Genomic DNA, 25,165 nt, shown 5'->3' with positions numbered 1-25,165 from the left:
TTTGATGTGGCGGTAAGCATGACGGCAGATGAGCGCGATGCAGTGTTCGCGTTGCTCGACGATTGCGACGCGACGGCGGCGCGCCGTTCGAGTCGTCTGTACACGGGTTTTGTGCATGAGCGGGTTTGCGCGGACGCCGCGCAACTCGAAAATGTGTGCGAGACCGTGGCCGCGGACACTCGGCGTGGTTTGCATGCCGTCGTGCTCGCCGACTACGAGTTTGGCCGGCATCTTCTGGACGGCGGCCTTTCTCGCCAGGCACTGAAAGAAACGCAGCGTGGCAATGCCACGCTGCGTTTTTTATTGTTCGAACGTTGCGAGAAGCTGTCGCGCGACGAGGTCGACGCGTGGCTCATGGCACGCGATGACGGAGCGGCTGAAGCGTCGGTGGCGGGTACCGCAAACGTGCGTGCGAGCGTCGATCCAACGCAATTTAACGAAGCGATCGATGCGATCCATGCCGCCCTGCGCGCGGGCGATTCTTATCAGGTCAACTACACGTATCGGCTTGGTTTCGATGTATTCGGCTCGCCGACCGCGCTCTATCGGCGGCTGCGAGTGCGTCAGCCGGTTCCATACGGCGCGTTGATCGCGTTGCCGGGCGACGATTGGGTGCTATCGTGCTCGCCGGAGTTGTTCATCGAGAAGGGAGGCGCGCTGTTGCGCGCCCGTCCGATGAAAGGCACGGCGCCGCGCTCGGATGATCCTGACGCGGATCGCGGCGCCGCCGATTTCCTCGCGAACGACCCGAAGAATCGCGCAGAAAACGTGATGATCGTTGACCTGTTGCGTAATGATCTGTCGCGGGTGGCGCAGACGGGCTCGGTCAGTGTGCCGGCGCTGTTTTCTGTGGAGCCTTATGCGTCGGTCTGGCAGATGACGTCGACGGTGCATGCGACGTTGCGCGCCGGCACATCTTTCGCCGAAATCATGCGCGCGCTGTTTCCATGCGGCTCGATTACCGGTGCGCCGAAGCATCGCACGATGCAGTTGATCGAGGAGCTCGAAAGCACGCCGCGTGGCCTCTACACTGGCGCGATCGGCTGGCTCGATGTCACCACAAGCGAAAACGCTTGCGGCAACTTCTGCCTATCCGTCGCGATCCGCACGTTGACCTTAACCCCGACCGCACAACCGGGCGAACTGCAAGGCAAGATGGGCGTCGGCGCAGGCATCGTGCTCGACAGCCTCGCTGCCGACGAATATGCGGAGTGCCAATTGAAGGCCAGCTTTCTAACCGGCGCCGAGCCGGGTTTCGAACTCTTCGAAACGATGTATGCGACGCGGGAAGAGGGCGTGCGGCACCTGTCGCGCCATCTCGCGCGACTCTCGGCGAGCGCCGCGACACTGGGTTTCAAACTCGACGACGAAAACGAAATTCGCGTGCAAATCGCGGAGAAATGTGCGGCGCTGCCGATGCACACTCCGCACCGCATGCGCCTCGCGTTGAGCAAAAACGGCACGCTACAAATAACGACGGCCGTGCTGACGCCGCTGGCCGACGCGGCGGTCGGCGTGCTGCTCGGGCCGGATTACGATTTCGCCGCGACGGACGCCAATGATCCGCTGCTGCGCCACAAAACCACACGCCGCGCCGAATACGATCGCGGTTGGCGCGAAGCCGAAGCGAAGGGTGCTTTCGACACGCTGTTCTTCAACGAGCGCGGTGAGTTGACCGAAGGCGGCCGGTCGAACGTGTTTGTGAAACTGGCGGGACGGTGGTGGACGCCGCCATTGGAGTCGGGCGTGCTGCCCGGGATCATGCGAGGTGTGTTGCTGGAGGATCCCGGCCTTCGTGCTGTTGAACGCGTGCTGACTCGAGTCGATGTGCAGAATGCTGAAGCGCTTCTGGTGTGCAACGCACTGCGAGGCGCGGTAAAGGCGCGCGTGCTGAGCTAAGGCAGGAAGGGCTACTAAGGGCAGGGCTAAGGCGTGGGCCCAGCTGCGCCGCCGCCTCTGACCGCCGCGAGCCGCGCCAGCTCAACGCTGGCGAACGTGCAGTACGCGCATCACCCATCCAGACAGGCGTGCGCGCCAAGTCGATTCCCGCACGTCATGCGGTGTGGTGGTGTGCTCGCGGATTCCCGCTACGTCGATCAGGCAAAAGGGGCTCATGGTCATCTCTCTTCGGCTCGCGGCAGGGCCGCGTTAATGGGTAGACGAAGATAGACGACCACGTTTTCAGGCGATATCAGACGGGTCCCAAACAGGCGCAACCGCGCCCGATCAATGCAGTCCGCGAACGGACCGCATGTTCAGAACGTATGCTCCGGCCCCGGGAACGAGCCGTCCTTCACGGCACGCACATACGCTTCCACGGCAGCTTGAATGTTCGGCTGCCCCTGCATGAAATCCTTCACAAAGCGGGGCCGCTTGCCTGGGAAAATTCCCAGCATGTCGTGCAGCACCAGCACCTGACCCGAGCAATCCAGACCCGCGCCGATGCCGATCGTCGGAATCCGCAATTGCTTCGTGACTTCACTGCCGAGCAGCGTGGGAATTGCTTCTATCACGATCAGTTGGGCGCCCGCATTCTGCACAGCGAGCGCGTCGCGCAGCACCTGGCTCGCGCCAGCGTCGGTCTTGCCCTGCACCTTGAAGCCGCCAAACGCGTGCACCGATTGCGGCGTCAGGCCGACGTGCGCACACACCGGAATCGACCGTTCGACCAGAAAGCGTACCGTGTCCGCGAGCCACTCACCGCCCTCGAGTTTCACCATCTGCGCGCCGGCGCGCATGAGTTCCACGGAGTTCCTGAAGGCGTCCTCCGGCGTACCGTATGTGCCAAACGGCAGATCGGCGACTACCAGCGCCGAGGGCCGCGCCCGCGCGACGCTCGCCGTGTGATACGCGATTTCGCTGAGCGTGACCGGCAGCGTGGTCGTCTGGCCTTGCAGCACATTGCCGAGCGAGTCGCCGATCAACAGCACGTCGACGCCCGAGCGATCCAGCAGAGCGGCGAAGCTCGCGTCGTAACAGGTCAGCATGGCGATCTTTTCGCCCGCGTCGCGCATCGCCTGCAGTTTCGGCACGGTGATGGCGTTCCGGCTCGCTTCCTGCAAATAGGTCATGGGGAAATCCGTTGGAAAGAAGAGCGGCGCGCCGCTTAAAGCGACGTGCCTTTGACAAAGAATTCCTTGCGGCCGCGCATGGTTTCGATGCGTTCGGCGAGTAGCGCAAGGTCCGCGTCCGAGTCGAGCGGATTCAGGTGTTCAGCGTTGACCGTCAGCACGGGTGTGCGGTCGTAGTGATAGAAAAACTCGTTGTAGGCGTCGCAGAGCGCGTGCAGATACGCGTCGGAAATCTGCAGTTCCATTGGCACCGCGCGTTTCTGGATGCGTGCGAACAGCACTTCAGGACTGGCTTGCAGATAGACCACGAAATCCGGCGCCGGTGCGCTCACGTCGATTCGCGCGGCGAGGGCGCGATAAAGCTGCCACTCGTCTTCCTGCAGTGTCAGGCGCGCGAAGATGTCGTTCTTCTGCGTCATGAAGTCGGCGATCAGCGGTGTGCCCGCCACGTGCGCGGCCGCCACGTCCTGGGCCTGCTGCGCGCGCTGCAAGGCGAAGTGCAATTGCGTAGGCAGCGCATAACGCGTGGTGTCGCGATAAAAACGTTCGAGAAAGGGATTGTCCTGCGGCCGCTCGAACAGTTCCTGCATCGACCAGCGCTGGGCGAGCCGCCGCGCGAGCGAAGTCTTGCCAACGCCGATCGGCCCTTCGATCGCCAGATAGCCGAAGGGCGCTCGCAATTGAGGCGCGGTGACAGTGAGTGGCGGCGAATTCATTCGCAACGGCCCTTGTCCACAGCTGGGGCGCCGGCGGTCAATGCATTGAGCATCGGACACTGGCACGGCCCCTTCACCTTTTCGATGCGTTGATCGCTCACGCCATTCAGCAGCGCCTCGGCACGGCCGTGTTGCGGGATGATCAGCGTTGGGTCGATCTCGATGAGCGGCACGAGTGCAAAGGCGCGTTCGATCAAACGTGGATGCGGCACGATCAGATCGGCTTCGTCGATCGATTGATCGCCGTATAGCAGGATGTCCAGATCGAGCGTGCGTGGGGCGTTGCGAAACGGCCGTTCACGGCCGAACTGATGCTCGATTTTGTGGCATAGCGCTAGCAGATGCCGCACGGGGAGCGTCGTGTCGACCTTCACGACACAGTTGAAATAGTCGTCACCGCCCGCGTCGATCGGGGCAGTGCGATACAGGCTCGACTTGGCGAGCACGGAGATGGTGTGCTGTTGTGCCAGGCACACCACCGCGTCTTTCAGGGTCTGGCGCGCGTCCCCGAGATTCGCGCCGAGGCCGAGATAGGCAACCGTCATGGCATAACTTCCTGCAACTATCGTTCGACGGCAATAGCCAACGCTGTGTCAGTCTTCGTGCGGGCCGTCATGACCCGCATCGCTGGCTGTGCGTTCGGCTTGCGTGCCGCCCTCCATTCCGTCGCCCGGTTTGCGGCTCCTCGCGCCACTGCTGCGCCGCCGTCGTTTTCTGGGGCTTCGGTCCTTCCCGCCTTGCGTGAGCAATGTCTCACGCGCAGCGACGTCTCCTTCGATGAACTCCGTCCACCACGCTCCGACCGACTCTTCGAGTTCGCCCGATTCGCAGCGCAACAGGAGGAAATCATACCCCGCTCTAAATCTTTGGTGTTCCAGCAGCTTCAGCGCGCTTCTTCCGGAGCGTTTCTCGAGGCGCAGCTGCAGACCCCAGATCTCGCGCATATCCGACGAAAAGCGCTTGTGGATCGCGAGTTTCTCGGTTTGCATGTCGAGGACTTCGTCCATCGCGCGGTGCAGGGCCGGCACCGGATACTCACCGTTCGCTTCAAATTGCTGCCAGCGCGTCTGTACGTCGTGCCACAGCAGCGTGGCGAACAGGAAGCCCGGCGAAACCGGCTTGCCGGCGCGTACGCGGGCGTCCGTATTGGTCAGCGCGAGCGTGATGAATTTCTCGCCGATCGGCTGCTCCAGCACCACGTCGAGCAGCGGCAGCAGACCGTGATGCAGGCCTTCCTGGCGCAGACGCTTCAAACAGGCGAGCGCGTGGCCCGACAGCATCAGCTTGAGCATCTCGTCGAACAGACGCGCGGCCGGCACGTTGTTGATCAGATCGGCCATTTTGGCGATCGGCGCGCGGGTCGTGTCTTCGATCTCGAACTCGAGCTTGGCGGCGAAACGCACCACACGCAGCATGCGCACCGGATCCTCGCGATAACGCGTGGCCGGGTCGCCGATCATGCGCAACAGACGCGCGCGCATGTCGGCCATGCCGTTGTGATAGTCCAGCACGGTTTGCGTGGCCGGATCGTAGTACATCGCGTTGATCGTGAAGTCGCGGCGCGTGGCGTCTTCGTGCTGCTCGCCCCAGACGTTGTCGCGCAGCACGCGGCCGCTGGCGTCCACCGCGTGCGTGCGGCGGTCGAGCTCGTCGCGCTTCAGGCGGCGCGGCGGCGCCGCGTCGGCTGCGGGCGGATCGACCAGTGCACGGAACGTCGAGGTCTCGATGATTTCCTGGCCGAACTGCACGTGCACGATCTGAAACCGCCGGCCGATGATGCGCGCGCGGCGGAACAGCTTCTGCACCTGCTCGGGCGTGGCATCGGTCGCGACGTCGAAGTCTTTCGGTTTGATGCCGAGCAGCAGATCGCGCACCGCACCGCCGACGATAAACGCGCGATGCCCCGCTTCCTGCAGACCCTCGGTGACGCGAATCGCGTTCCTCGAGATCAGCGACTGATCGATGCCATGCACGTCGTGCGGAATGATGACCGGCACGTCGGGGTCCCGCACGGTTTTGGCGGCCGGGCGCGCCGGTTTGCGGCGCGCTTTGGTGGCGCTGGACGCGCGTGCCGGCGCGTCGCCGGCTTCGTCTGCTTCGGCGGGCGGGGTGTCGTCAGCGGGCGCCGGGTCCTGGCCGAATAGCTTGCGGATAAGTTTTTTGATCACGAGGGTTGAAAGAGTTCGAGGATGCGCCAGCCTTTGGCCTGCGCATGGGCGCGCAATGTGTCGTCGGGATTGGTCGCGATCGGATCGGTGACCTTTTCGAGCAGGGGGATGTCGTTGTGCGAGTCGCTATAGAAATAGCTGTGCTCGAAGTCGCTCCAGGTCTTGCCAAGCGATGCCAGCCACGCCTCGGTACGGACGATCTTGCCTTCCTTGTAGCTCGGCGTGCCGGTGGGGCGGCCGGTGTACGGCGAATGCGGCTGGCCGTCGACGGTTTCCGCTTCGCAGGCAATCAGCGCGTCGACACCGAACGCTTGCGCGATCGGACGGGTGATGAATTCGTTGGTCGCCGTGACCACGCAGCAGAGGTCGCCGGCTTCGCGGTGCTCGCGGACCAGCTCCAGCGCGACCGGGAAGATGGCCGGCGTGATCACTTCATGCATGTACTGCGCGTGAAGTTCGGCCAGCTGCGCGCGCGTGTACTTTGAGAGCGGCGTGAGCATGGCGATCAGATAAGCGTGAATGTCGAGCTTGCCGGCCTTGTAGTCGGCGAAAAAGCGGTCGTTTTCACGAGCGAAGTTTTCGGCGTCGACCATGCCTTGTTTCACCATGAAGCGGCCCCATTCGTGGTCGCTGTCGGTGGGAATCAGGGTGTGGTCGAGGTCGAAGAGTGCGAGGTTAGCCATGGGGGCCTATTTTACTTGAAGCGGCGGCGGGGGACGCGGATGAGGCGGATGAAGGCGGCGCGGCTCGCCGATCGTCGGCGTCGGGCGAGGCCAGCATGGTGCGCAGGAGCGGCAGCGTGACCGCGCGTTTCTGTTCGAGCGAGAAGCGGTCGAGCGCGTCGAGCAAGGCCATCAGGCTCGGCATATCGCGGCGAAAATGCGTGAGCAGGTAGGCGGGGACGTCGTCCGCGAGCATGATGCCGCGTTCGCGCGCCGCGTGTTTGAGCACTGCGGCCTTGCCTTCGTCCGGCAGCGGTGCGAGATGAAACACGAGGCCCCAGCCGAGACGGGTGCGCAGATCCTCACGCACCGTCATGCCGATCGGTGCCGCATTGCCCGCGGCGACGAGCGCGCTGGTAGGATGCGCGCGCACTTCGTTGAACAGGTTGAACACGGCAATCTGCTGTGCAGCAGACAGGCCGTCGCAATCGTCGATCGCATACAGCGCGACGCGCGGGTCGAACGTGAAAGCGGCGAGGCTGCTCTGCGGACCGGCAAAACGTGCATGACCCGGCGGCGCTTCGTGGACCAGCGCCTGCAGCAGATGCGTGCGGCCGCTGCCGGCTTCGCCCCAGACATAGAAGGTGCGATCGGCCACTGGCCCGGCCGCGAGCGCGTTGTCGAGCTCGCGCAGCCGCGTGACCAGCTCGGCGTTGGCGCCGGCGAAGAAATTGTCGAATGTCGATGGCGGCGGGGTGCCGAGATCGAGCGTCAGTTGACGAAGCACAGTAGGTTAATGCCGAAAATGAGGCTTAGGCCGCAAATGGCCCTGATCGCAGGCCCTAAAACGTCCATGAATAGTCAATGAGCAGTCAGTGACTCAGTTGTTGTAAAGCGTGCTCGTCAGATAGCTTTGACGCAACTCGCGCATGGCTACCGACAGAATGGCGCTGACTGGCAACGCCAGCAACACGCCGAAAAAGCCGAATAGTTGACCGAATGCGAGCAACGCGAAGATGACCGCGAGCGGGTGCAGGCCGATCCGTTCGCCGACGAGGCGCGGCGTGAGATAAAAGCTCTCCACGATCTGGCCGACGCCGTAAATCAGCGCGACCGCGCCGAAGCCGTACCAGTCGCCGAACTGTAGCAGTGCCGCGAGGAGCGCCAGCGCGAGACCGGTTGCAAAACCGATGTACGGGATGAACACAGCGAGGCCCGTGAAAATACCCACGGGCAGCGCGATCTCGAAGCCGGCGATGGTCAGCGCAATCGCATAATAGACCGCGAGCACGCCCATCACGAGCAACTGGCCGCGCAGGTATTGCGACAGCATCTGGTCCATGTCGCGCGCGAGTTGCAGCGTCTTGTCGAGCCAGCGGCGCGGCACCGTGCTCTGCATGCGGGCGAGCATGCGGTTCCAGTCGTACAGCAGATAAAACAGCACGAGCGGCACCATCACGAGGTTGCCGACCACCGTCATCATCACGTTGCCGCTGGTGCGAACGGAGGTCCATACGTAGAGCGCGACCTGCTGCGCGCTGCCTTCGAGCTGGCCCATCACGAGATCGCGGATGCTGGCGAAATCGAGCGAGTCGGCGAGGCCCAGCAGCGCAAGCTTGGGTTGCAGCCAGGCGCTCACGTGAGCGAACAGCACGGGCACCTGCTGCTTCAACTGCGGCCCTTCTTTCTGGATGACGGCCAGCACCAGCAGTACGAGCAGCGTCATCAGCAACGAGAACAGCAGCATCATCAGCAAGGCGGCGAGTCCGCGCGGCACACGCCGGCGCACCATCCACGCGACGCCCGGTTGCAGAATGTACGCGAGAATGGCGCCCAGCAGGAACGGCGTGAGCACCGGGCTCAGTAGCCAGAGCAGAATGCCGACGACCAGCGCGATCGCCAGCCAGATGAAGGCGCGGCGCTGCACAGGCGTCAGAATCGAGGGGTTCTGTTGCAAAGTTGTTTCCCAGGTGTCGTCCCGACCGGAAGATTCAGGATGATTCAAATTCCAGCCAGGCGGCCGGCAACTCTGTATGGGACCAGAGTAAGCGCTGAAGCGCCAACTCTGGTCGGCATCGGGTAAAATCGCATTTTACCGACCTTCTTGCTCTTCCCCATGAATCAACCGAAATCCGCCTCTGACGCTCAAGGTTTGTCGTATCGCGACGCCGGCGTGGACATCGACGCGGGCGACGCCCTTGTCGACGCGATCAAGCCCTTTGCCAAAAAGACGATGCGCGACGGCGTACTGGGCGGCATCGGCGGGTTTGGCGCGCTGTTTGAAGTGCCGAAGAAATACAAGGAACCGGTGCTGGTTTCGGGCACCGACGGTGTCGGCACCAAGCTGCGCCTAGCGTTCCAGCTGAACAAACATGACACCGTCGGCCAGGATCTGGTGGCGATGAGCGTGAACGACATTCTGGTTCAGGGTGCCGAACCGCTGTTCTTCCTCGACTATTTCGCTTGCGGCAAGCTGGACGTCGGTACCGCGGCGACGGTCGTGAAGGGCATCGCGCATGGCTGCGAACTGTCGGGTTGCGCGCTGATCGGCGGTGAGACGGCTGAAATGCCGGGCATGTATCCGGACGGTGAATACGATCTGGCCGGTTTTGCGGTCGGTGCGGTGGAAAAGAGCAAGATTATCGACGGCAGCACGATCGCCCCGGGCGATGTGGTGCTGGGCCTCGCTTCCAGCGGTATCCATTCGAATGGGTTTTCGCTGGTTCGCAAGATCATCGAGCGCGCGCAGCCGGATTTGAACGCGGATTTCGATGGCCGCTCGCTAGCCGATGCGTTGATGGCGCCTACGCATATTTATGTGAAGCCTTTGCTGGCCTTGATGCAGCAGATCGCCGTGAAGGGTATGGCGCACATTACCGGCGGCGGGCTGGTCGAAAACATTCCGCGCGTTTTGCGCGAAGGTCTGACGGCTGAGCTGGATCAGGGTAGCTGGCCGATGCCGCCGCTGTTCTCGTGGCTGCAAAAGCACGGCGGCGTGGCGGATGCGGAAATGCACCGCGTGTTCAACTGCGGGATCGGCATGGCGGTGGTGGTTGCCGCCGCGGATGCTGACGCTGCGATCGCGTCTTTGTCGGCGGCTGGCGAGCAGGTGTGGAAAATCGGCGTGATTCGCGAAAGCGCGGCTGGCGAAGCTCAGACGGTAGTCATCTAACCAGCCCCTGCTTGACTCAAGGTTTGTTTGCCTGCGCGGCGTACAGAAAGAACGCGTCGCGCGGGTAAAACCTCAAATTAGCTCTTCAATCAAGCTCACGACCTGCCCGGTAGCATTGGGGTCGCAGCAATCAACAACAACCCGCTCTGTCATGCTGCGCAGCCACGTGAGCTGCCGTTTGCACAATTGCCGGGTAGCAAACACCCCCTTATCCCGCATGGTCGAGTAATCGACCGCTCCGTCGAGATATTCCCAGGCCTGCCGATATCCCACGCAGCGCATGGACGGCATCTCGGGCAACAGATCGCCACGTTCGCGCAATTTCACCACTTCGTCGATAAAGCCGTCGGCCAGCATGGCGTCAAAGCGCTTTTCGATGCGCGCATGCAGCCAGCTCCGTTCGGAAGGCTCGAGCGCAATGGGCACAAAGCGCCAGGCCAAAGCGGCGTCGTCCGTTCGAGCGGGCGCGGCCAGCAAAGCGGACATCGCTTGCCCCGTCAGCATGAAAACTTCGAGCGCGCGTTGAATTCGCTGCGAATCGTTCGGCGCCAGACGCGCGGCCGTAACGGGGTCGACAGTGGCAAGCCGCGCATGCATTGCGGGCCAGCCTTCGCGTGCGGCATCGGCATCGAGTGTCGCGCGCACGTCGGCATCGGCGCCGGGCAGGTCGTTTAGCCCTTGCGTGAGCGCCTTGTAGTACAGCATCGTCCCGCCGACCAGCAAGGGCAGCCGGCCACGCGCACTGATCTCGCCGATCAGGCGCAACGCGTCACTGCGAAATTCCGCCGCCGAATATGCGTCCGTCGGATCGACGATGTCGATCAGATGATGCGGCGCCACCGCGCGTTCTTCCGCTGTCGGCTTGGCGGTGCCGATATCCATCTCGCGGTACACCAGCGCCGAATCGACACTGATGATTTCTACCGGGCGCCGCGCGGCCAGCGCCAGCGCGGCAGCGGTTTTGCCGGATGCTGTCGGGCCGAGCAGGCAAGGGATCGGCGTAGGTGTGCGTGAGGTGCTCGAGGTCATGGGCAAGACGGCGCGCGCCGAATTCGCGTAATCAGGCGCACCGTCATTGCCCACGCATGAACAGCCGATCGAGATCGGACAGCGTCAACTGATACCACGTCGGACGCCCGTGGTTGCATTGGTCGGCGCGCTCGGTCGCCTCCATCTGGCGCAGCAGGGCGTTCATTTCGTCGAGCGTCAGACGCCGGTTCGCGCGCACCGCGTGATGGCAGGCGAGCGTGCCGAGCAGTTCGTGCTGACGCTCGGTCAATACGCGTGAACCACCGAACGCGTGCAGGTCCGTGAGGACCGCACGGGCCAGCGCCTGCAGATCGGCGTCTTTCAGCAAGGCAGGCACGGCACGGATCGCGAGCGTGGTCGGCGATAGCACGGCGAGGTCGAAACCGAGCGCGTCCAGCGTGTCGCGCTCTTCTTCGACCGTGCCGATTTCGATCGGATCGGCCTGCATGGTCTGCGGGATCAGCAGCGGCTGCACGGCAATCGTGCGATCGGCCAGCGCGTTCTTGAACTGCTCGTACAGGATGCGCTCGTGCGCGGCGTGCATATCGACAATCACGAGTCCATGTGCGTTCTGTGCGAGCACATAGATGCCGTGAATCTGGCCGAGTGCGAAGCCGAGCGGCTGCTCGTCCGAGGCATTGAACGCAGGTGATGCGTACGGCGTTGAGGCGTTGTACGGGGACGGCGCGTCCGTAGCCGAGTCGCGCGCTTCGAAGAGCGTCGCGCCTTCCGCTGTGCCGGTGTTCGTGTCTCTACGGCCGAAGAGGGCGTCGTAGAAGGCCAACGGCTGGGCAACCGGCAGCGTGCCTTGTGTCATGCGCGCCTGACGCATCCAGGTATTGCCCGGCTGCGAGGATCCGGATCCGCTACCAAAGCCGCCGCCGAAGCCGCCTACGCCTGCACTGGGGCCAAAGCCACCGCCGCTTCCAACGCCCGCGCCGCCGAGCGGCGTAGCGCCGAACGAAGCCGGTCCACCCGGAGACGCTTCCAGATGCGCTGCATGCCCACCGGCGGTCGTTTCCGGCGACGCGCCCGCGTGCCGCGCCAACGCACGCTGCACGGCGTGGAATACGAACTGGTGAATCGAGCGGGAATCGCGAAACCGCACTTCGATCTTCGACGGATGCACGTTCACGTCGACCGCTTCTGGCGGCAGATCGAGAAACAGTACGTAGGACGGATAGCGGTCGCCGTGCAGCACGTCTTCGTAGGCGGCGCGCACGGCGTGCGTGAGCAGCTTGTCGCGCACGAACCGGCCATTGACGAAGAAATACTGCTGATCGGCGCGTCCGCGGCTCGCGGTCGGCAGGCCGGCGCAGCCGTAGACGGCGAGCGGTCCAGCGGATTCGTCGAGCGGCAAATGAGCCGTCGCAAAGGTTTCGCCGAGGATCTTGGCGACCCGAACGGGCGGTTCGCTGGCGTTCCAGTGTTCGACCGCCTTACCGTTATGCAGGACCGAAATCGCCACATCCGGCCGCGCCAGCGCAGCGCGACGAATCTGTTCGAGGCAATGGCCGAGTTCGGTTTGCTCGCTTTTGAGGAATTTGCGGCGCGCGGGCGTGTTGAAGTACAGCTCGCGGACTTCGATCGTGGTGCCCTGGGTGCCCGCAGCGGGGCTCAGCACTCCTGTCTGCGCGTCGACGCGCACGGCGTGCGGCGCGTCGGCCGTGCGGCTCGTGATCGCCATCTGCGCGACGGATGCAATCGACGCCAGCGCTTCACCGCGAAACCCCAGCGTGGCGACCGCTTCCAGCTCGGCGAGCGAGCGGATCTTGCTGGTCGCGTGACGCATCAGCGCGAGCGCAAGTTCGTTTTCGGGGATGCCGCAGCCGTCGTCGGTGATCGCGATGCGTTTGACGCCGCCTTCGTCGAGCAGGATGCGCAGCGTCTGCGCGCCGGCGTCGAGCGCATTTTCCAGCAATTCCTTGACCACCGAGGCCGGCCGCTCGACCACTTCGCCGGCGGCAATCTGGCTGATCAACTGATCGGGCAGGGGCTGGATCGCCCGCAACGGGCGTGGGACGGGCGCGGCGGCGGAAACTGCGGCCGCGTCGGCGATGCCGGCAGGCGTTTCGGAGAATTCTGACATGGCGAAATTATAGCGATTCGGCGCGAACAGGCTGGATGCGGGCCGAAGGTATGGATCGCCGCGGTCTTGCAGCCGGGGACCGCAGAATCACCGAATCGCCGCAAGGCGCCGAAATTGTCCGCGCGCGGCAGTTTTTTAATCGCGGCCGGGCACTTTCGGTATCATGACGCGGTCAATTTCCGGCGGCGAGCATGTGCTCGCCGCTCATCGCCCGCAAGGCTGCCGACGCGGCCGCTCCCGCCACGCTCACATTCGCTTAATAAAGGACGCTTTTTGGACACGCTGCTACAGTTCGCCAACCTTGTCTTGCACATCGACAAGTTCCTGGGAGTCTTTATTCACGAGTACGGCGCCTGGGTCTACGCGGTGCTGTTTCTGATCGTGTTCTGCGAAACCGGGCTGGTCGTCCTGCCGTTTCTGCCGGGCGATTCACTGTTGTTCATTGGCGGCGCCTTTTGCGCCACCGGCGAAATGAACCTCGGTTTGCTGATTGTGCTGCTGCTCGTCGCTGCGGTCGTCGGTAACACGGTTAACTATATGGTCGGGCGGTCTATTGGGCCTCGGGTGTTCAATTCGCACATCCCTTTCCTTGAACGCTTCCTCGACCGCAGCGCGCTGCAGAAGACCCATAACTTCTACGAGAAGCATGGCGGCAAGACCATCGTGCTGGCGCGTTTCATTCCGGTGGTGCGGACTTTCGCCCCATTCGTGGCGGGTGCGTCGGAGATGACGGTTAGCCGGTTCCAGCTTTTCAATGTCCTGGGTGCGCTGCTCTGGGTGTTGCTGCTGGTGTTCCTCGGTTACTTCTTCGGCAACATTCCGTTCATCCGGCAGTATTTGAACCTGATCGTGCTGGTGGGTATCGGCGCAGCCGTGGTGCCGGTTGTGCTCGGCGCGGTATGGAAGATGACACGTAAGAACGCCGCGGCCAAGCCGGGTAGCCACTAACGCTTCACCTAGTAGGAAGCTGAACGAACAAACGGCGTCGCGAATCTCGCGACGCCGTTTTCGTTTTGAGCTCTAGCGTCTGATCGGTTGAAGCGCTGAGACAGCGAAGAACGCTTCACCTTAGTGGACGTCGGCCTGGATCTAGAGACCTACTAAGCCCCAATCATGCTCAACTGACGATGCGCGGTGCGATCGGTGTTTCCGGTGTCGGATAGCCTGCATCTTTGAAGGTCTGGATGATCGCGCGGTTGGTGTCGAAATACACCTGCCAGTAATGGTCGGTGTGCGTGTAGGGCCGCACGCAGAGCAACGGTCCTTCCGGCGTGAAGCTCAGCACTTCGATATCCGGTGCGGGACTCTCGGCCACGTTGGGGATCTGCGTAACAGCCGCCTTCAACCGGACCATTGCATCCGTAGGATCGACGCCGTTCGCAATCTTCGCGGTCAGCTCGACGCGCCGTACCGGCAATGCGCTGTAGTTCGAGATTGTGTCCGAAAAGATCTTGTTGTTGCCCACAATGGTTACCACATTGTCGGGCGTCACGATGGTCGTGCCGAACAGGCCCAGTTCCGAGACCGTGCCCGTCACGCCGCCTGCCATGACGAAATCTCCCACCTTGAACGGCCGCAGCACCTGCATGAAGATGCCAGCCGCGAAGTGAGCGAGCAAGCCGCCCCACGCCGTGCCGATTGCAAGACCGAGGCCGGCGAGCAACGCGGCGAACGAGGTAGTCTGGACGCCGAACACCTGCAGGATCGCAAGGATCAGCAGCAGGTTCAGCAGTGCGCCGAGAATCGAACCGAGGTAGTGAGCGAGTGTTGGATCGACGCGGCCGTTTTTCGATAACAGTTTGCGAAGCAAGCCGGTGATGATGCCGATGACCCACCGGCCGACGATCCACAAGACAATTGCGCCGAGTACCTTGGTGCCGAGGTCGATGCCTCGGGTCATGATGAATACGCGTACGGTTTCGAGATCCAAGATGTTCCTCGCTGGTTGAGTTGCCTTTGACTGATTGAACGGCGGTAGTGCAATACAGCGGCAAATGCCCGGTGACGGGCGCAAACGGTAAATCTCGATCTTCGAAAGTTATACGCGACGGCGCGCGCAACCGCAAGGTCCGTTCCTGTTGATGATGCGGATTGCGTAATGGAAGAAAACGGACCGCGTGGGCTTACATCGGCAGATGAGATTCGGAATACGGGGATGTGCGAATGGCCAGCGTGTTGTGGTTAGTTTTGGCGGCACGCGCGCGACGTGCCACGTAGCGCGACGCCAATGCGGCAACGGCTGAAAGCACATACGCGCTGGCGCGTTCGACGAACGCGGCCGGTGTGCTGAATGTGCCATAGCGGCTCTGCGCATCGGCGAACACGAGAAAGGTTAGTGCGGCATCGAGCAGCAAGGCGGCCGAAATCAGTGCGACGAAAACGTGTGCACCATTGAGCGCGGCACCGGGTACGAGCCGGTTGCACAGATGACATACGCTCAGCACGATAGCGAGCAGGACAAGGTTCGAGACGAGGTCGAACAGAAAATTGGTCATGTTGACGGAATGAAAGCGCAGGGATCTGCGGCGTTGCCAAAGCGTCTGCTCACGCAGCGTTGCAGCGTGATTCACAGAATCGGCGGCGATCATTGCACGTCTTTGTGTCTCAATAAATATCAATGTTCGGAGTCCGTTGTATCTGTTCCGAATCGAAGAGACGCGATGTAAGAGGGGGCCCCTGGTTGCGTGGGGCATTGTGATTTTCGCTGTGAGAATGTTTCGCGCCCAGGCGAAAGACCGCGGCGATATAGTTCAGATTCCGTCTTATGCCTTTCGAACTCCTCGCCTTCTGATCAGAAGTGGTACGAAACGCCAATTTGCAGCGTCGGATACCATCGATAGGGCGAGGCCTTGTCCCGCAGTTGCTGCAAGCCGGTCGCGATGATCTCCTGGCTCATGGCGGGACCCGCAGCCTGAGCCAGAGCCGGTGACAACGTATAGGACGAGCGCGGTATGCCATAAGCGACGCCGAGATCGACCACCAGGCCAAATCCTCTGGCTGTGGGGTGCAAGCCGTAACCCACACCCAGATAAGGCATCACGGTAGGGTACTTGACGGTGGCGGTTGCATACTCGCCCGGAAAGGCCGGTGTGGTCCTGCCTTTGAATGTGTAGGTGCCGTTCGTGGGAACGGAATTGCCGCTGACCTCGTCGTCCGTGAAACGAAGGCCGGCGGTGACGCGAAAGCCGCTGTTCGACCACGGGAACAGATCGCCGTAGAGCCCTCCCTGGTGAAGACGCACGCCGTCGTCGTAGCGATTTCCGCCCACCGTAAAGTCATGCGAGAGGTTGATCGCGTTAAAGTCCGCGTGCATGCCGAACCAGGACGTGACGTTCAGCGCCGCGCCAACGCCGACCCCGAGCGTCCCGCCTTCCAGGAATATTTCCTGAGCGTGCGACGTTTCAATCGAGATCGCCAAACCTACTACCCAGATTAACTTTGCAGTGTTCATGGGCGCCCCCCTGGGCGGTTGGGCAGCGGGGGGCGTTTGGCCTGGCAGCCCTGTCTCGTGGTCTTTTTTTGGGCGCTCTTCCGGCACCGTGAAGCGATCATGCTTGCACAAGACGTGGGCGGTCTGTGGGGTGCCGAACTATTTGGACAGTCATACCTTTCCGTTTGCCTGCCACAAATCTTTAATGATCCGCGGCGAGAATGGCGCTCGTGCCTTAAGTGGCATTTGTAGGTCGCTTTGCACACGTGTGCAATCGCGCCGTGCCGAATCCGTCAATCCAATGAGAGATCGCATGAAACTGTTCAGCAGCCTGCGCGCCGTATCCGTCGCCGTCGCCCTATCAGTCGTGACGTTGAGCGTCAGCGCAGCCGATCTCGTGATCGCCGGCCGCGACGACATCTATGGTCGCGGGTTGGCGGAGGCCGTCGCCGGTTTCACGAAGCTGCATCCCGGTGCCGATATCGAGTTGCTGAAGCTGCCGAATGCAAACCTCTATCAGAAGCTGAAGTTGTCGATGCGCGAAGGGACCGGCGCATACGACCTCGTCATGATGGACGACACCTGGTCGCCCGAATTCATCGCGAACGGCTGGCTCAAGCCGCTGCCCGCTACGCTGGCCGATGCGGACATGGTCGCGTCGACCGTCGCGCTCGGCCGCGCGCAGTCGGGTGGTTTGTACGCGTTGCCGGTGGTTGGCAACGTCGAAATGTTCGCCTACCGCCGCGACCTGCTCGCGAAATACAAACTGCAGCCGCCGCGCACCTGGGACGAGGTGCTGAAGATCGCCCAGGTCGCCGGCGGTGCCGATGCGAACGTGTCCGGCGTAGTGTTTCGCGGCACCAAGGGCAACCCCGTCGTGACGGGTTTCCTGCCGATTCTGTGGGCGTACGGCGGTGACGTGATCGACCAGGGCGGCAAGGTGACGATCGATTCGCCGCAAGCGCTGGCGGCATTGAAGATGTTCGTCGCGCTGAAAGCCTATGCGCCGAAGGACGTCGCGGTCTACGGCGCAGCCGAAGTGCGCGACGCCTTGCAAAAGGGTGCCGCGGTACAGGCACTCGAGGTGTGGCCGGCATGGATCCCGGCGCTCGACGACCCGAAACAGTCGCGCGTGGTCGGCGAGGTTGCGCTGCAGGCGCCGCCCGGACAAGTCAAAGGACCGTCGCCGATGTTAGGCATCTGGCAGATGGCCATTCCGAAAGACGCGCCGCATGCGCCGCTGGCGCAGGAATTCCTCACCTATCTGACCGCGCGCGACACGCAGACGCGCCTCGCCGCGATGGGCATTCCGCCGACCCGTAAGAGTGTGTTCGAGGCCCCGGCACTCGTGCAGCAATTCCGCTGGTATCCGGATCAGCTCAAGGCGCTCGAGGCAGGCCGTGCCCGCCCGCGTGTGAAGGACTGGCAGCAGATCGAGAGCATTCTGGGGGACGCTTTGCAACTTGTGCTGACAGGGCAGCTCGCGCCTGACGCAGCACTGCATCAAGCCGCCCAGAAGATCACGCCGGCGATGGCCGCGGTAGCCAAATAACGACGCGACATTGAACCATCCCATGAGCGCCGTGCGTCGTTTTCTGCCGCTGGTCTTGCTGGTCGGGCCGTCTGTGCTGGTACTCGGCGTACTGGCGCTGTACCCGATCCTTCGAGTGCTGGTCGATTCGTTCTTCAACGTCGACTATGCGTCGGGGCAGCGTGCATTTACCGGGTTGGCAAATTATCGTGCGGTGCTCGCAGACAGTGAATTTTCGGCGAGTTTCTTCAATACGCTGCAATTCACGGTCGTGGCATCGGTTAGCGAGGTTGTGCTGGGCGGCGCGTTGGCGCTGCTGTTTTTTCGTGCGTTTCGTGGCCGCCGCTTCGTCATACCGCTCCTGATTCTGCCGATGATGCTGTCGACACTAGTGTGTTCGGCAATCTGGCGCAATTGGTTGAATTACAGCGGGTTTCTGAACGCCTTGCTCGCGGTGTTCGGTTTGCCGGGCGTGCAATGGCTATCCGATCCGAATCTGGCGATCTGGTCGCTCATTCTGGTGGATGTCTGGCAATGGACACCGATGGCATTCCTGATCATTCTCGCCGGCTTGCAGTCAATTGCCCCCGAGCTATATGAAGCTGCCCGTACCGATGGTGCGAGCGAGTGGCAATGCCTGCGCCACATCACGCTGCCGCTTATCGTTCCGCAGATCGTGCTGGCGATGCTGCTGCGCTCGATCGACACCTTCAAGCTGTTCGACAAGGTCTATGCACTAACAGGCGGCGGTCCTGGGAACGCGACCCAGACGCTATCGACCTACATCTATGACACAGGCTTCCGCTTCTTCAATATGGGGCCGGCCAGCGCGGCTTCGGTGATGATGTTGCTGGTATCGGCTGTGCTGGTCTCGGCGAACGTATGGTTGTCGATCCGCAAGGCGGGCACACGATGAACGCCGCTACGTCATCCCCTGCTTTTCGTCTGACGGGCCAGCATGCGGTGCTTTGGCTGCTGCGGGCCGCCGCACTGATTCTGTTGCTGTTGCCCTGCATCTGGATGCTCGGCGCCGCGTTCACGCCGACCCTCGAGCGTCTCGATCATCCACTCGCACTATGGCCGCAGGTGCCGACCTTGCAGCACTTCGAGTCGGTATGGGCGAGCGGCATCGGCCGCCAGTTGCTGAATTCGCTGCTCGTCAGTTGCGGCACCACGCTGCTTTCGCTGACGCTCGCGTTTCCGGCCGCCTATGCACTCGTGCGCCTGCGGTTTCCGGGCCGCCTCGATCTGCTGTTCCTGATGCTGGTGCTCGCGGTCAAGCTGATGCCGCCGATCACGGTGGCAGTGCCGCTGTTCACGCTCGCGAAAAATCTGCATCTGCTCGATTCCGAACTCGGACTGATGCTCGCCTACCAGGTGTACACGCTGCCGCTGTCGATCTGGATGCTGCTTTCGTTCGTGCGCGAAGTGCCCTTCGAGTATGAAGAGGCGGCCTGCCTCGATGGCGCCGGCCTCACCCGGCGGCTCGTGCATATCGTGCTGCCGCTGTGCGCGCCTGGGCTCGTCGCCACTGCGATTTTCGTGCTGATTACCGCCTGGAATGAATTTCTGCTTGCACTGCTGTTTCTCTCCACGCCGAGCCGCTTCACGCTGCCGCTCGCGGTGGCGGGCTATGTCACGGAAAACGGGATCGATTGGGGCGACCTGATGAGCGTCGGGATGATCGCCTCGTTGCCGACCCTGGCAGTCGCGGGATACGTGCAGCGTTACCTGTTGCGCGGTTTTTCCGGCGGGCTGAAGTAGATCGAATAAAGCAGGCGGCACGCGCTGTTCGATGGCGTCTGCGTCAGGTGACATTGTCAATGTGCCGGGTGCCTGGGCGCCCGTCTAACTACCACACTGGAGATCCATTCAAATGAAGAAGCACTTGGTGGTCGCGATGGCGGCTGCAGGCCTTGCAGCAACCACGACGGCCCAGGCTCAGAGCAGCGTCACGCTCTACGGGGTAATCGATAACGGCATCGTCTATCAGAGCAGCAGTACGTCGCGTGGTTCGACGACGGGTGGCCACTCGGCAGTCACGATGTCGAACGGCGCGTGGGCCGGCAGCCGGTTCGGCCTGAAGGGCGGCGAAGATCTCGGCGGCGGTACGAAGGCGATCTTCCAGCTCGAAGCCGGCGTGAACAGTGCAAACGGTCAGTCGCAATTCACGGGCGGGATGTTTACGCGCCAGGAATGGGTGGGCTTGACGAATCCGGCCTACGGTACGCTCACGGCGGGTCGCCAATACACGTCGTACTACTCGCTGCTCTCGCCGTACAGCCCGACGACCTATCTGACGGGTTTCTTCGGCGCACACCCAGGTGACATCGATTCGCTCGACACGACGATCCGCGCGAACAATTCGCTCGTCTATACGTCGCCGAAGTTCTACGGCTTTACGGTGAGCGGTTCGTATGCGCTCGGCGGCGTAGCGGGCAGCACCAATGCCGGTTCGACCTGGAGCGCGGCGATCCAGTATCTGAACGGCCCGTTCGGTATTGCGGCCGGTTTCCAGCGCGTCAACAATTCGACGCCTGGCGGTGGGGCATGGGGCGCGGCCTCGACGACGAACTCGGGCGGCCAGCCTGGCGTCTCGGCCATCAACAATGGCTACCAGACCGCGCAAGGACAGCAGCGCGTCGCGGTAACGGCCGGTTATAAGTTCTCGCCGGCATGGGACGTGTCGGTGTCGTACTCGAACGTTCAGTACATCCCGGGCGTCGGCTCGTCGTTCCGCAGCACGGCGATCTTCAACACGGCGGGTGCAGCACTGCACTGGAAGCCGACGGCGAGCTGGGATTTCGCGGGCGGCTACAGCTACACGCGCGCGACACAGTCGAACGGTATCTCGAGCGCCGCGCAATACCAGCAGATCTCGCTGACGCAGTACTACAGCCTGTCGACGCGTACGGGCCTGTATCTGGGTGAAGCGTACCAGCACGCGAGCGGCAAGACGATCGGCTCGAACGGCGTGAGCATCATCAACGCCACGGCGTCGATCGGCGATGGCTTTAACGGCTCCCCGTCGTCGACGGGAAGTCAGGTCGCCGCGGGTGTCGGCATCCTGCACCGGTTCTGACAATGGCCGCCGCCGCTGCAAGGCGGCGTGCGGTACTTGGCTCCGCAGTTGTATGGGCTTCCCCTCGCCGCTTACGAGGCAGGGGAGGCGGCCATGTGCAGCGGCATTGCTCCGTGGCCGGAATCGACGGTAATACGACAAGGAATACAGGGTGGCTACACTCACACTCCGTGGGGTCTGCAAGACGCGGAACGGTCGGCAGCAGGTTTTGCGCGACATCGATCTCGATGTCACGGACGGCGAATTTGTTGTGCTGGTGGGTCCGTCGGGTTGCGGCAAATCGACCCTTTTGAGGATGACTGCCGGACTCGAGAGCATCACGTCCGGCGACATCAAGATCGGCTCGCGCATCGTCAATCAGGTTGAGCCGCAGGACCGCAATGTCGCGATGGTATTTCAAAGCTACGCACTGTATCCCCACATGACGGTCGCGCAGAACATCGCATTCGGTCTGCGGATGCGCGGCATGGCGCCGGAGAAGGTTCGCGAGCGCGTCGCAGCAACGGCACAGATGCTTTCGCTCGACGCCTTGCTTGAGCGCAAGCCGCATGCGTTATCGGGCGGACAACGCCAGCGGGTCGCGATGGGGCGCGCGATCGTGCGCGAACCGGAGCTCTTTCTGTTCGACGAGCCGTTGTCCAACCTCGATGCCAAACTGCGTAGTCAGATGCGTGCGGAGATCCGCAACCTGCACACGCGCCTCGGCACGACGACGCTCTATGTCACGCACGATCAGGTTGAGGCGATGACGCTCGCGCAACGCATCGTCGTGCTGAATCAAGGCAGCATCGAGCAGATCGGGACTCCGGAGCAAATCTACGAACGCCCGCAGAGCACATTTGTAGCCAGCTTTATGGGCGCGCCCGCGATGAATCTGCTGCACGGCCGCCTGTCCGATGACCGGCTGCACTTCGACGTCAACGATGGACCGCGGATTTCCATTGGCGGCGCGAGCGATTCCGGCGCGGCCATCGTGGCCGGCCGCGAGTACGTGCTTGGCGTTCGCCCCGAGCACGTGATGGTTGCGGTTGGCGGCGAAGGATCCGATCAGCAGATACGCCTGTCCGTCGACGCGTGTGAGATGTTGGGCGCCGACAATCTCGCATTCGGCAGGCTGGGCAAGCAGAGTCTGGTGGTGCGTCTGCCGTATCACCGGCGACCCGCGCCGGGCGAGCTGCTCGGCGTCACGTTGCCGGCCGCACAACTCCATTTTTTCGATGGGCAGAGTGGCCGGCGCGTAGCTTGAGCGGCGCTCAGGCGCAGCTTTTTCGCACCACGCCCGCTATCGGCACCACACAGGTACGGGAGGCGCCGGAGAACGCGTCCATACGGTCGACCAGCATGTCGGTCGCGGCATTCGCCAGACCGTGCGTGTCCTGCTGGATGGTGGAGAGTTGGTAGTTTTCATAGCTGGCGGCGGGGATATCATCGAAACCCACTACCTGAAGTTCCTCAGGCACGCGTATCGCGAAGTGTTGCCGTGCGGCGTCGATAAAACCCAGTGCGAGCAAATCAGACGAGCAGAACACGCCGTCGGGCCGCGTTTTCTGTTTCAGCAGCGCATGCGCGGCCGCTATGCCGCATTCGTAGGTGTCGGCTGCCGTCATGTGCGTCTCGACCGGGTGGGCGACCTGCGGGTTTTGCTTCGCAATGCGCTGGATGGCGCGAGCAAAACCGGTGCCGCGCGCTTTGCCGTTGTAGCTGGTCTTCGTCGGTCCAACGAAAGCAAGCCGGGTAGCACCGGCATCGACCAGCATTTGCGCGGCCAGCGCGGCGCCCGCCATGTTATCGCTCACCACGACGTCCGCGCCGGGCAGATTCGATGCGCGGTTGATCATCACCACGGGAATCTCGCCTTCGAGGTACTGGCGAGCAAGGCCGAGCGGGGGAGAGGCGGAGGTCATGATGATGCCGGCGATCCGGTAGCTCAGCAGCATTTCGAGCGAGTGCTTGATTTGCACGGGATCTTCCGCGTTCATCACGAGCGGTGTGAGCTTGTGGCGCCCGAGCGCCGCGATGATCTGGGAAAGCAGCTTCGCGCGAAACGGGTTTTCGAAACCCGCGGTGACGACGCCGACCATGCTGCTGCGCTGCATGATCATTTCCCGCGCGATCAGATTGACTTGATAGCCGAGCGTGCGGGCAGCCTCCATCACGCGCTCCCGTGTTTCGGGTGCGATGCTGGCGGTCGGCGAGAAGGCGCGCGATACGGCAGAACGCGACACACCGGCGCGGCGCGCCACATCGGCGGCGGTAACCCAAAGCGTTTGTTTCTTCGGCATGTATTAACGAGTGAAGGGATGCGAAGCCAGCTTCGCCCAGCTTGCCCGATCAAGAGGACAAGAAGATGACCGTCAAACAATATACAACGGAAGAAAGTGATTTCCAGGCCACTTAACCCATTACAACCCATGAACACTGATATTGCCGCCCCGGCGCTGGCGTGCTGGATGTCGACCCTGTCCGACGATTTCGCGTTGAACCAATTGACTTTGCCGGGCAGCCACGACAGCTGCGCTTATACCGTCGAAGATTCGCTCGCGAAGACGCAGGGCGCAACCCTGGCGGAACAGTTGAAGAATGGCGTGCGGGTACTCGATATTCGCTGCCGGCATGAGGGCGATGTATTTCACATCAATCACGCGCGCATTCCGCTTGGCCTGATGTTCGACGATGTCATCGCGACGTGCGCGGGTTTTCTGGTGCTGCGTCCTGGCGAATGCATCGTGATGTCGGTCAAGGACGAATGCGGCGACCAGGACTGCACACGCAGCTTCGAAGAGACGTTCGAGTCATATATCGAGCGCTATGCAGAAGTACGCTGGTATCTGGGCGACACCATTCCGCGTCTGGGCGAGGTGCGCGGCTCGATTGTGCTATTGCGACGCTTCGCAAGCGAGTCTGCGCTGGGGATCGATCTGTCGATGTGGCCCGACAACGCCACGTTCGAACTCGACCGGCCGGGGGCGGCCTTCGCCATTCAGGACGAATTCCGCGTACCGGTGGAGGCGTCGATAGACTACAAATACCGTGCGATCGAGGCGCTGCTTGTTCTCACCGGACAGCGCATGCTGGAGCGCTGGATCGTCAATTTCTGCAGCGGCACCGGGATGGGCGCCGACCCACGCAGGGTGGCCTGCGGGAGCGACAGGCGTCGCGGTATCAATGACATGCTGGCCGAGCGCCTCGTGACCTACGAGGGGCCGTGCGGAACCCTGATGATTGACTTCTGCGAGTACGCGGACTGGGCGCTGGTTCGTGCGCTGGTGGCACGCAATGTGAGCAGGCTTCTGACATAGAGGTAGCTCGACTTATCGCTGTTTCCCCTTTGTTTTCAGCCAACTTTGCCATTGGACGGTCGCCATGCCTGTCCGCAAAAGGATTCAGATTCATGCATCCCATGCTCAATATCGCCATCAACGCCGCACGCCGCGCAGCCCAGATCATCACCCGCGCGTCGCTCGATCTCGATCTGCTCCAGGTCAGCAAGAAACAGCACAACGATTTCGTCACGGAGGTCGATAAAGCGTCAGAAGCGGCCATCATCGATACGCTGACGACCGCCTACCCTGATCACGCGATCCTCGCCGAAGAATCTGGCCAGTCGGACAACGAGTCCGAATACCAATGGATCATCGATCCGCTCGATGGCACCACGAATTTCATCCACGGCTTTCCGTACTACTGCGTGTCGATCGCCCTCGCGCATAAGGGTATCGTGACGCAGGCCGTGGTCTACGACCCGACCCGCAACGACCTGTTCACCGCCACGCGCGGCTGCGGCGCATTCCTGAACGACCGTCGCATTCGTGTGGCAGGACGTGACCGTCTCGCCGACGGCCTGATCGGCACCGGCTTCCCGTTCCGCGATACAGCCGACCTCGATGCCTACACACGCCTGTTCGCCGAGATGACCGGGGCTTGTGCCGGGCTGCGCCGTCCGGGCGCAGGCGCGCTCGATCTCGCCAACGTCGCGGCCGGGCGCCTCGATGCCTTCTTCGAACAGGGCTCCAGCGCGTGGGACATGGCGGCAGGCAGCCTGCTGATCACGGAGGCAGGTGGCCTCGTTGGCGACTATGCTGGCGGTTCTGATTTCCTGCGCCTCGGTGAAATCGTCGCGGGCAATCCGAAGTTGTACGCGCGGATGGTGCCCATGCTCACGGGCTACAGTCGCACGAAACAACGAGTGTCATGAGGTTTGTCGAGCAGAAGAGG

General features: G+C 62.4%; 24 protein-coding genes. 10 read left to right on the top strand and 14 right to left on the bottom strand.

All coding sequences use genetic code 11. The annotated features are described in order from the left end of the window. The first annotated feature begins 18 nt into the window (after nucleotides 1-18). A complete protein-coding gene (gene pabB / locus KHO33_RS31240; RefSeq protein ID WP_200563790.1) occupies nucleotides 19-1,899 on the top strand; it encodes an aminodeoxychorismate synthase component I in 1,881 nt (626 codons plus the stop codon). Nucleotides 1,900-1,980: 81 nt separating this feature from the next. Here the strand turns inward: pabB and KHO33_RS42675 are convergent, their stop codons facing one another. From KHO33_RS42675 to KHO33_RS31205, 8 genes are all read right to left on the bottom strand, one after another. Then, entirely contained in the window at nucleotides 1,981-2,115 is a 135-nt protein-coding gene (locus tag KHO33_RS42675; protein ID WP_267914820.1) for a hypothetical protein, read from the bottom strand. 140 nt (nucleotides 2,116-2,255) lie between these two features. After that, on the bottom strand, nucleotides 2,256-3,071 hold the full coding sequence (panB, locus tag KHO33_RS31235) for a 3-methyl-2-oxobutanoate hydroxymethyltransferase (protein ID WP_200563788.1): 816 nt from the start codon (nucleotides 3,069-3,071) through the stop codon (nucleotides 2,256-2,258). Nucleotides 3,072-3,106: 35 nt separating this feature from the next. Beyond that, entirely contained in the window at nucleotides 3,107-3,787 is a 681-nt protein-coding gene (locus KHO33_RS31230; RefSeq protein ID WP_200563786.1) for a deoxynucleoside kinase, read from the bottom strand. Then, nucleotides 3,784-4,332 carry a 2-amino-4-hydroxy-6-hydroxymethyldihydropteridine diphosphokinase gene (gene folK / locus KHO33_RS31225; protein ID WP_200563784.1) on the bottom strand — a complete coding sequence of 183 codons (549 nt, stop codon included), beginning with the start codon at nucleotides 4,330-4,332 and terminating at the stop codon, nucleotides 3,784-3,786. The genes KHO33_RS31230 and folK overlap by 4 nt, the downstream gene beginning before the upstream one ends. A gap of 48 nt (nucleotides 4,333-4,380) precedes the next feature. After that, nucleotides 4,381-5,955, bottom strand: coding sequence for a polynucleotide adenylyltransferase PcnB (gene pcnB / locus KHO33_RS31220; RefSeq protein ID WP_200563782.1), 1,575 nt, complete (start codon nucleotides 5,953-5,955; stop codon nucleotides 4,381-4,383). Then, complete coding sequence (locus KHO33_RS31215) at nucleotides 5,952-6,638, bottom strand: histidinol-phosphatase (protein ID WP_200563780.1); 687 nt, start codon at nucleotides 6,636-6,638, stop codon at nucleotides 5,952-5,954. The genes pcnB and KHO33_RS31215 overlap by 4 nt, the downstream gene beginning before the upstream one ends. Next, the gene (gene hda / locus KHO33_RS31210; RefSeq protein WP_054040965.1) at nucleotides 6,631-7,404 is read right to left on the bottom strand and encodes a DnaA regulatory inactivator Hda; all 774 of its coding nucleotides are present in this window, start codon (nucleotides 7,402-7,404) and stop codon (nucleotides 6,631-6,633) included. Before hda ends, KHO33_RS31215 begins: the two co-directional genes overlap by 8 nt. A gap of 93 nt (nucleotides 7,405-7,497) precedes the next feature. Next, on the bottom strand, nucleotides 7,498-8,574 hold the full coding sequence (locus tag KHO33_RS31205; protein WP_054040963.1) for an AI-2E family transporter: 1,077 nt from the start codon (nucleotides 8,572-8,574) through the stop codon (nucleotides 7,498-7,500). Between the two features lie 159 nt (nucleotides 8,575-8,733). Here KHO33_RS31205 and purM point away from each other — a divergent pair, with 159 nt between their 5' ends. After that, entirely contained in the window at nucleotides 8,734-9,789 is a 1,056-nt protein-coding gene (purM, locus tag KHO33_RS31200; protein WP_200563778.1) for a phosphoribosylformylglycinamidine cyclo-ligase, read from the top strand. Nucleotides 9,790-9,861: 72 nt separating this feature from the next. Here purM and miaA read toward each other — a convergent pair whose 3' ends face one another. Both miaA and mutL read right to left on the bottom strand, forming a co-directional pair. After that, on the bottom strand, nucleotides 9,862-10,818 hold the full coding sequence (miaA, locus tag KHO33_RS31195) for a tRNA (adenosine(37)-N6)-dimethylallyltransferase MiaA (protein ID WP_200563775.1): 957 nt from the start codon (nucleotides 10,816-10,818) through the stop codon (nucleotides 9,862-9,864). Between the two features lie 43 nt (nucleotides 10,819-10,861). Continuing rightward, nucleotides 10,862-12,907, bottom strand: coding sequence for a DNA mismatch repair endonuclease MutL (gene mutL / locus KHO33_RS31190; protein ID WP_200563773.1), 2,046 nt, complete (start codon nucleotides 12,905-12,907; stop codon nucleotides 10,862-10,864). 273 nt (nucleotides 12,908-13,180) lie between these two features. Here mutL and KHO33_RS31185 point away from each other — a divergent pair, with 273 nt between their 5' ends. After that, a complete protein-coding gene (locus KHO33_RS31185) occupies nucleotides 13,181-13,855 on the top strand; it encodes a DedA family protein (RefSeq protein WP_054040961.1) in 675 nt (224 codons plus the stop codon). 169 nt (nucleotides 13,856-14,024) lie between these two features. Here the strand turns inward: KHO33_RS31185 and KHO33_RS31180 are convergent, their stop codons facing one another. The 3 genes from KHO33_RS31180 to KHO33_RS31170 form a co-directional block, all read right to left on the bottom strand. After that, complete coding sequence (locus KHO33_RS31180; RefSeq protein WP_200563771.1) at nucleotides 14,025-14,837, bottom strand: mechanosensitive ion channel family protein; 813 nt, start codon at nucleotides 14,835-14,837, stop codon at nucleotides 14,025-14,027. A gap of 193 nt (nucleotides 14,838-15,030) precedes the next feature. Next, a complete protein-coding gene (locus KHO33_RS31175) occupies nucleotides 15,031-15,495 on the bottom strand; it encodes a hypothetical protein (protein WP_328822816.1) in 465 nt (154 codons plus the stop codon). Nucleotides 15,496-15,698: 203 nt separating this feature from the next. After that, the gene (locus KHO33_RS31170) at nucleotides 15,699-16,358 is read right to left on the bottom strand and encodes a hypothetical protein (protein ID WP_200563769.1); all 660 of its coding nucleotides are present in this window, start codon (nucleotides 16,356-16,358) and stop codon (nucleotides 15,699-15,701) included. A gap of 292 nt (nucleotides 16,359-16,650) precedes the next feature. On the opposite strand from KHO33_RS31170, the gene KHO33_RS31165 reads away from it, so the two are divergent. The 5 genes from KHO33_RS31165 to ugpC all read left to right on the top strand — a co-directional run bounded on the left by KHO33_RS31165 (nucleotide 16,651) and on the right by ugpC (nucleotide 22,196). Then, nucleotides 16,651-17,889, top strand: coding sequence for an ABC transporter substrate-binding protein (locus KHO33_RS31165; RefSeq protein WP_200563767.1), 1,239 nt, complete (start codon nucleotides 16,651-16,653; stop codon nucleotides 17,887-17,889). A gap of 22 nt (nucleotides 17,890-17,911) precedes the next feature. Then, complete coding sequence (locus KHO33_RS31160) at nucleotides 17,912-18,784, top strand: carbohydrate ABC transporter permease (protein ID WP_054040955.1); 873 nt, start codon at nucleotides 17,912-17,914, stop codon at nucleotides 18,782-18,784. Beyond that, nucleotides 18,781-19,632: a carbohydrate ABC transporter permease gene (locus KHO33_RS31155; RefSeq protein ID WP_054040994.1), complete on the top strand. Its 852-nt coding sequence runs from the start codon at nucleotides 18,781-18,783 to the stop codon at nucleotides 19,630-19,632. The genes KHO33_RS31160 and KHO33_RS31155 overlap by 4 nt, the downstream gene beginning before the upstream one ends. Nucleotides 19,633-19,744: 112 nt before the next feature. Further along, nucleotides 19,745-20,950, top strand: a complete 1,206-nt coding sequence (locus KHO33_RS31150) for a porin (RefSeq protein WP_054040953.1) — start codon at nucleotides 19,745-19,747, stop codon at nucleotides 20,948-20,950. A gap of 151 nt (nucleotides 20,951-21,101) precedes the next feature. Next, on the top strand, nucleotides 21,102-22,196 hold the full coding sequence (gene ugpC / locus KHO33_RS31145; protein WP_200563765.1) for a sn-glycerol-3-phosphate ABC transporter ATP-binding protein UgpC: 1,095 nt from the start codon (nucleotides 21,102-21,104) through the stop codon (nucleotides 22,194-22,196). 7 nt (nucleotides 22,197-22,203) lie between these two features. Here ugpC and KHO33_RS31140 read toward each other — a convergent pair whose 3' ends face one another. After that, complete coding sequence (locus KHO33_RS31140) at nucleotides 22,204-23,232, bottom strand: LacI family DNA-binding transcriptional regulator (RefSeq protein ID WP_054040950.1); 1,029 nt, start codon at nucleotides 23,230-23,232, stop codon at nucleotides 22,204-22,206. 129 nt (nucleotides 23,233-23,361) lie between these two features. On the opposite strand from KHO33_RS31140, the gene KHO33_RS31135 reads away from it, so the two are divergent. Both KHO33_RS31135 and KHO33_RS31130 read left to right on the top strand, forming a co-directional pair. Then, nucleotides 23,362-24,249, top strand: coding sequence for a phosphatidylinositol-specific phospholipase C (locus KHO33_RS31135; protein ID WP_200563764.1), 888 nt, complete (start codon nucleotides 23,362-23,364; stop codon nucleotides 24,247-24,249). Between the two features lie 92 nt (nucleotides 24,250-24,341). Further along, nucleotides 24,342-25,145 (top strand): inositol monophosphatase family protein, encoded by an 804-nt coding sequence (locus KHO33_RS31130; protein ID WP_200563762.1) that lies wholly within the window; start codon nucleotides 24,342-24,344, stop codon nucleotides 25,143-25,145. The last annotated feature ends 20 nt before the right edge of the window (nucleotides 25,146-25,165 follow it).

It is taken from the genome of Paraburkholderia nemoris, assembly GCF_905221015.1.
GTDB classification, from domain to species: domain Bacteria; phylum Pseudomonadota; class Gammaproteobacteria; order Burkholderiales; family Burkholderiaceae; genus Paraburkholderia; species Paraburkholderia nemoris.
This window is presented reverse-complemented; position numbering and strand designations above follow the sequence as displayed.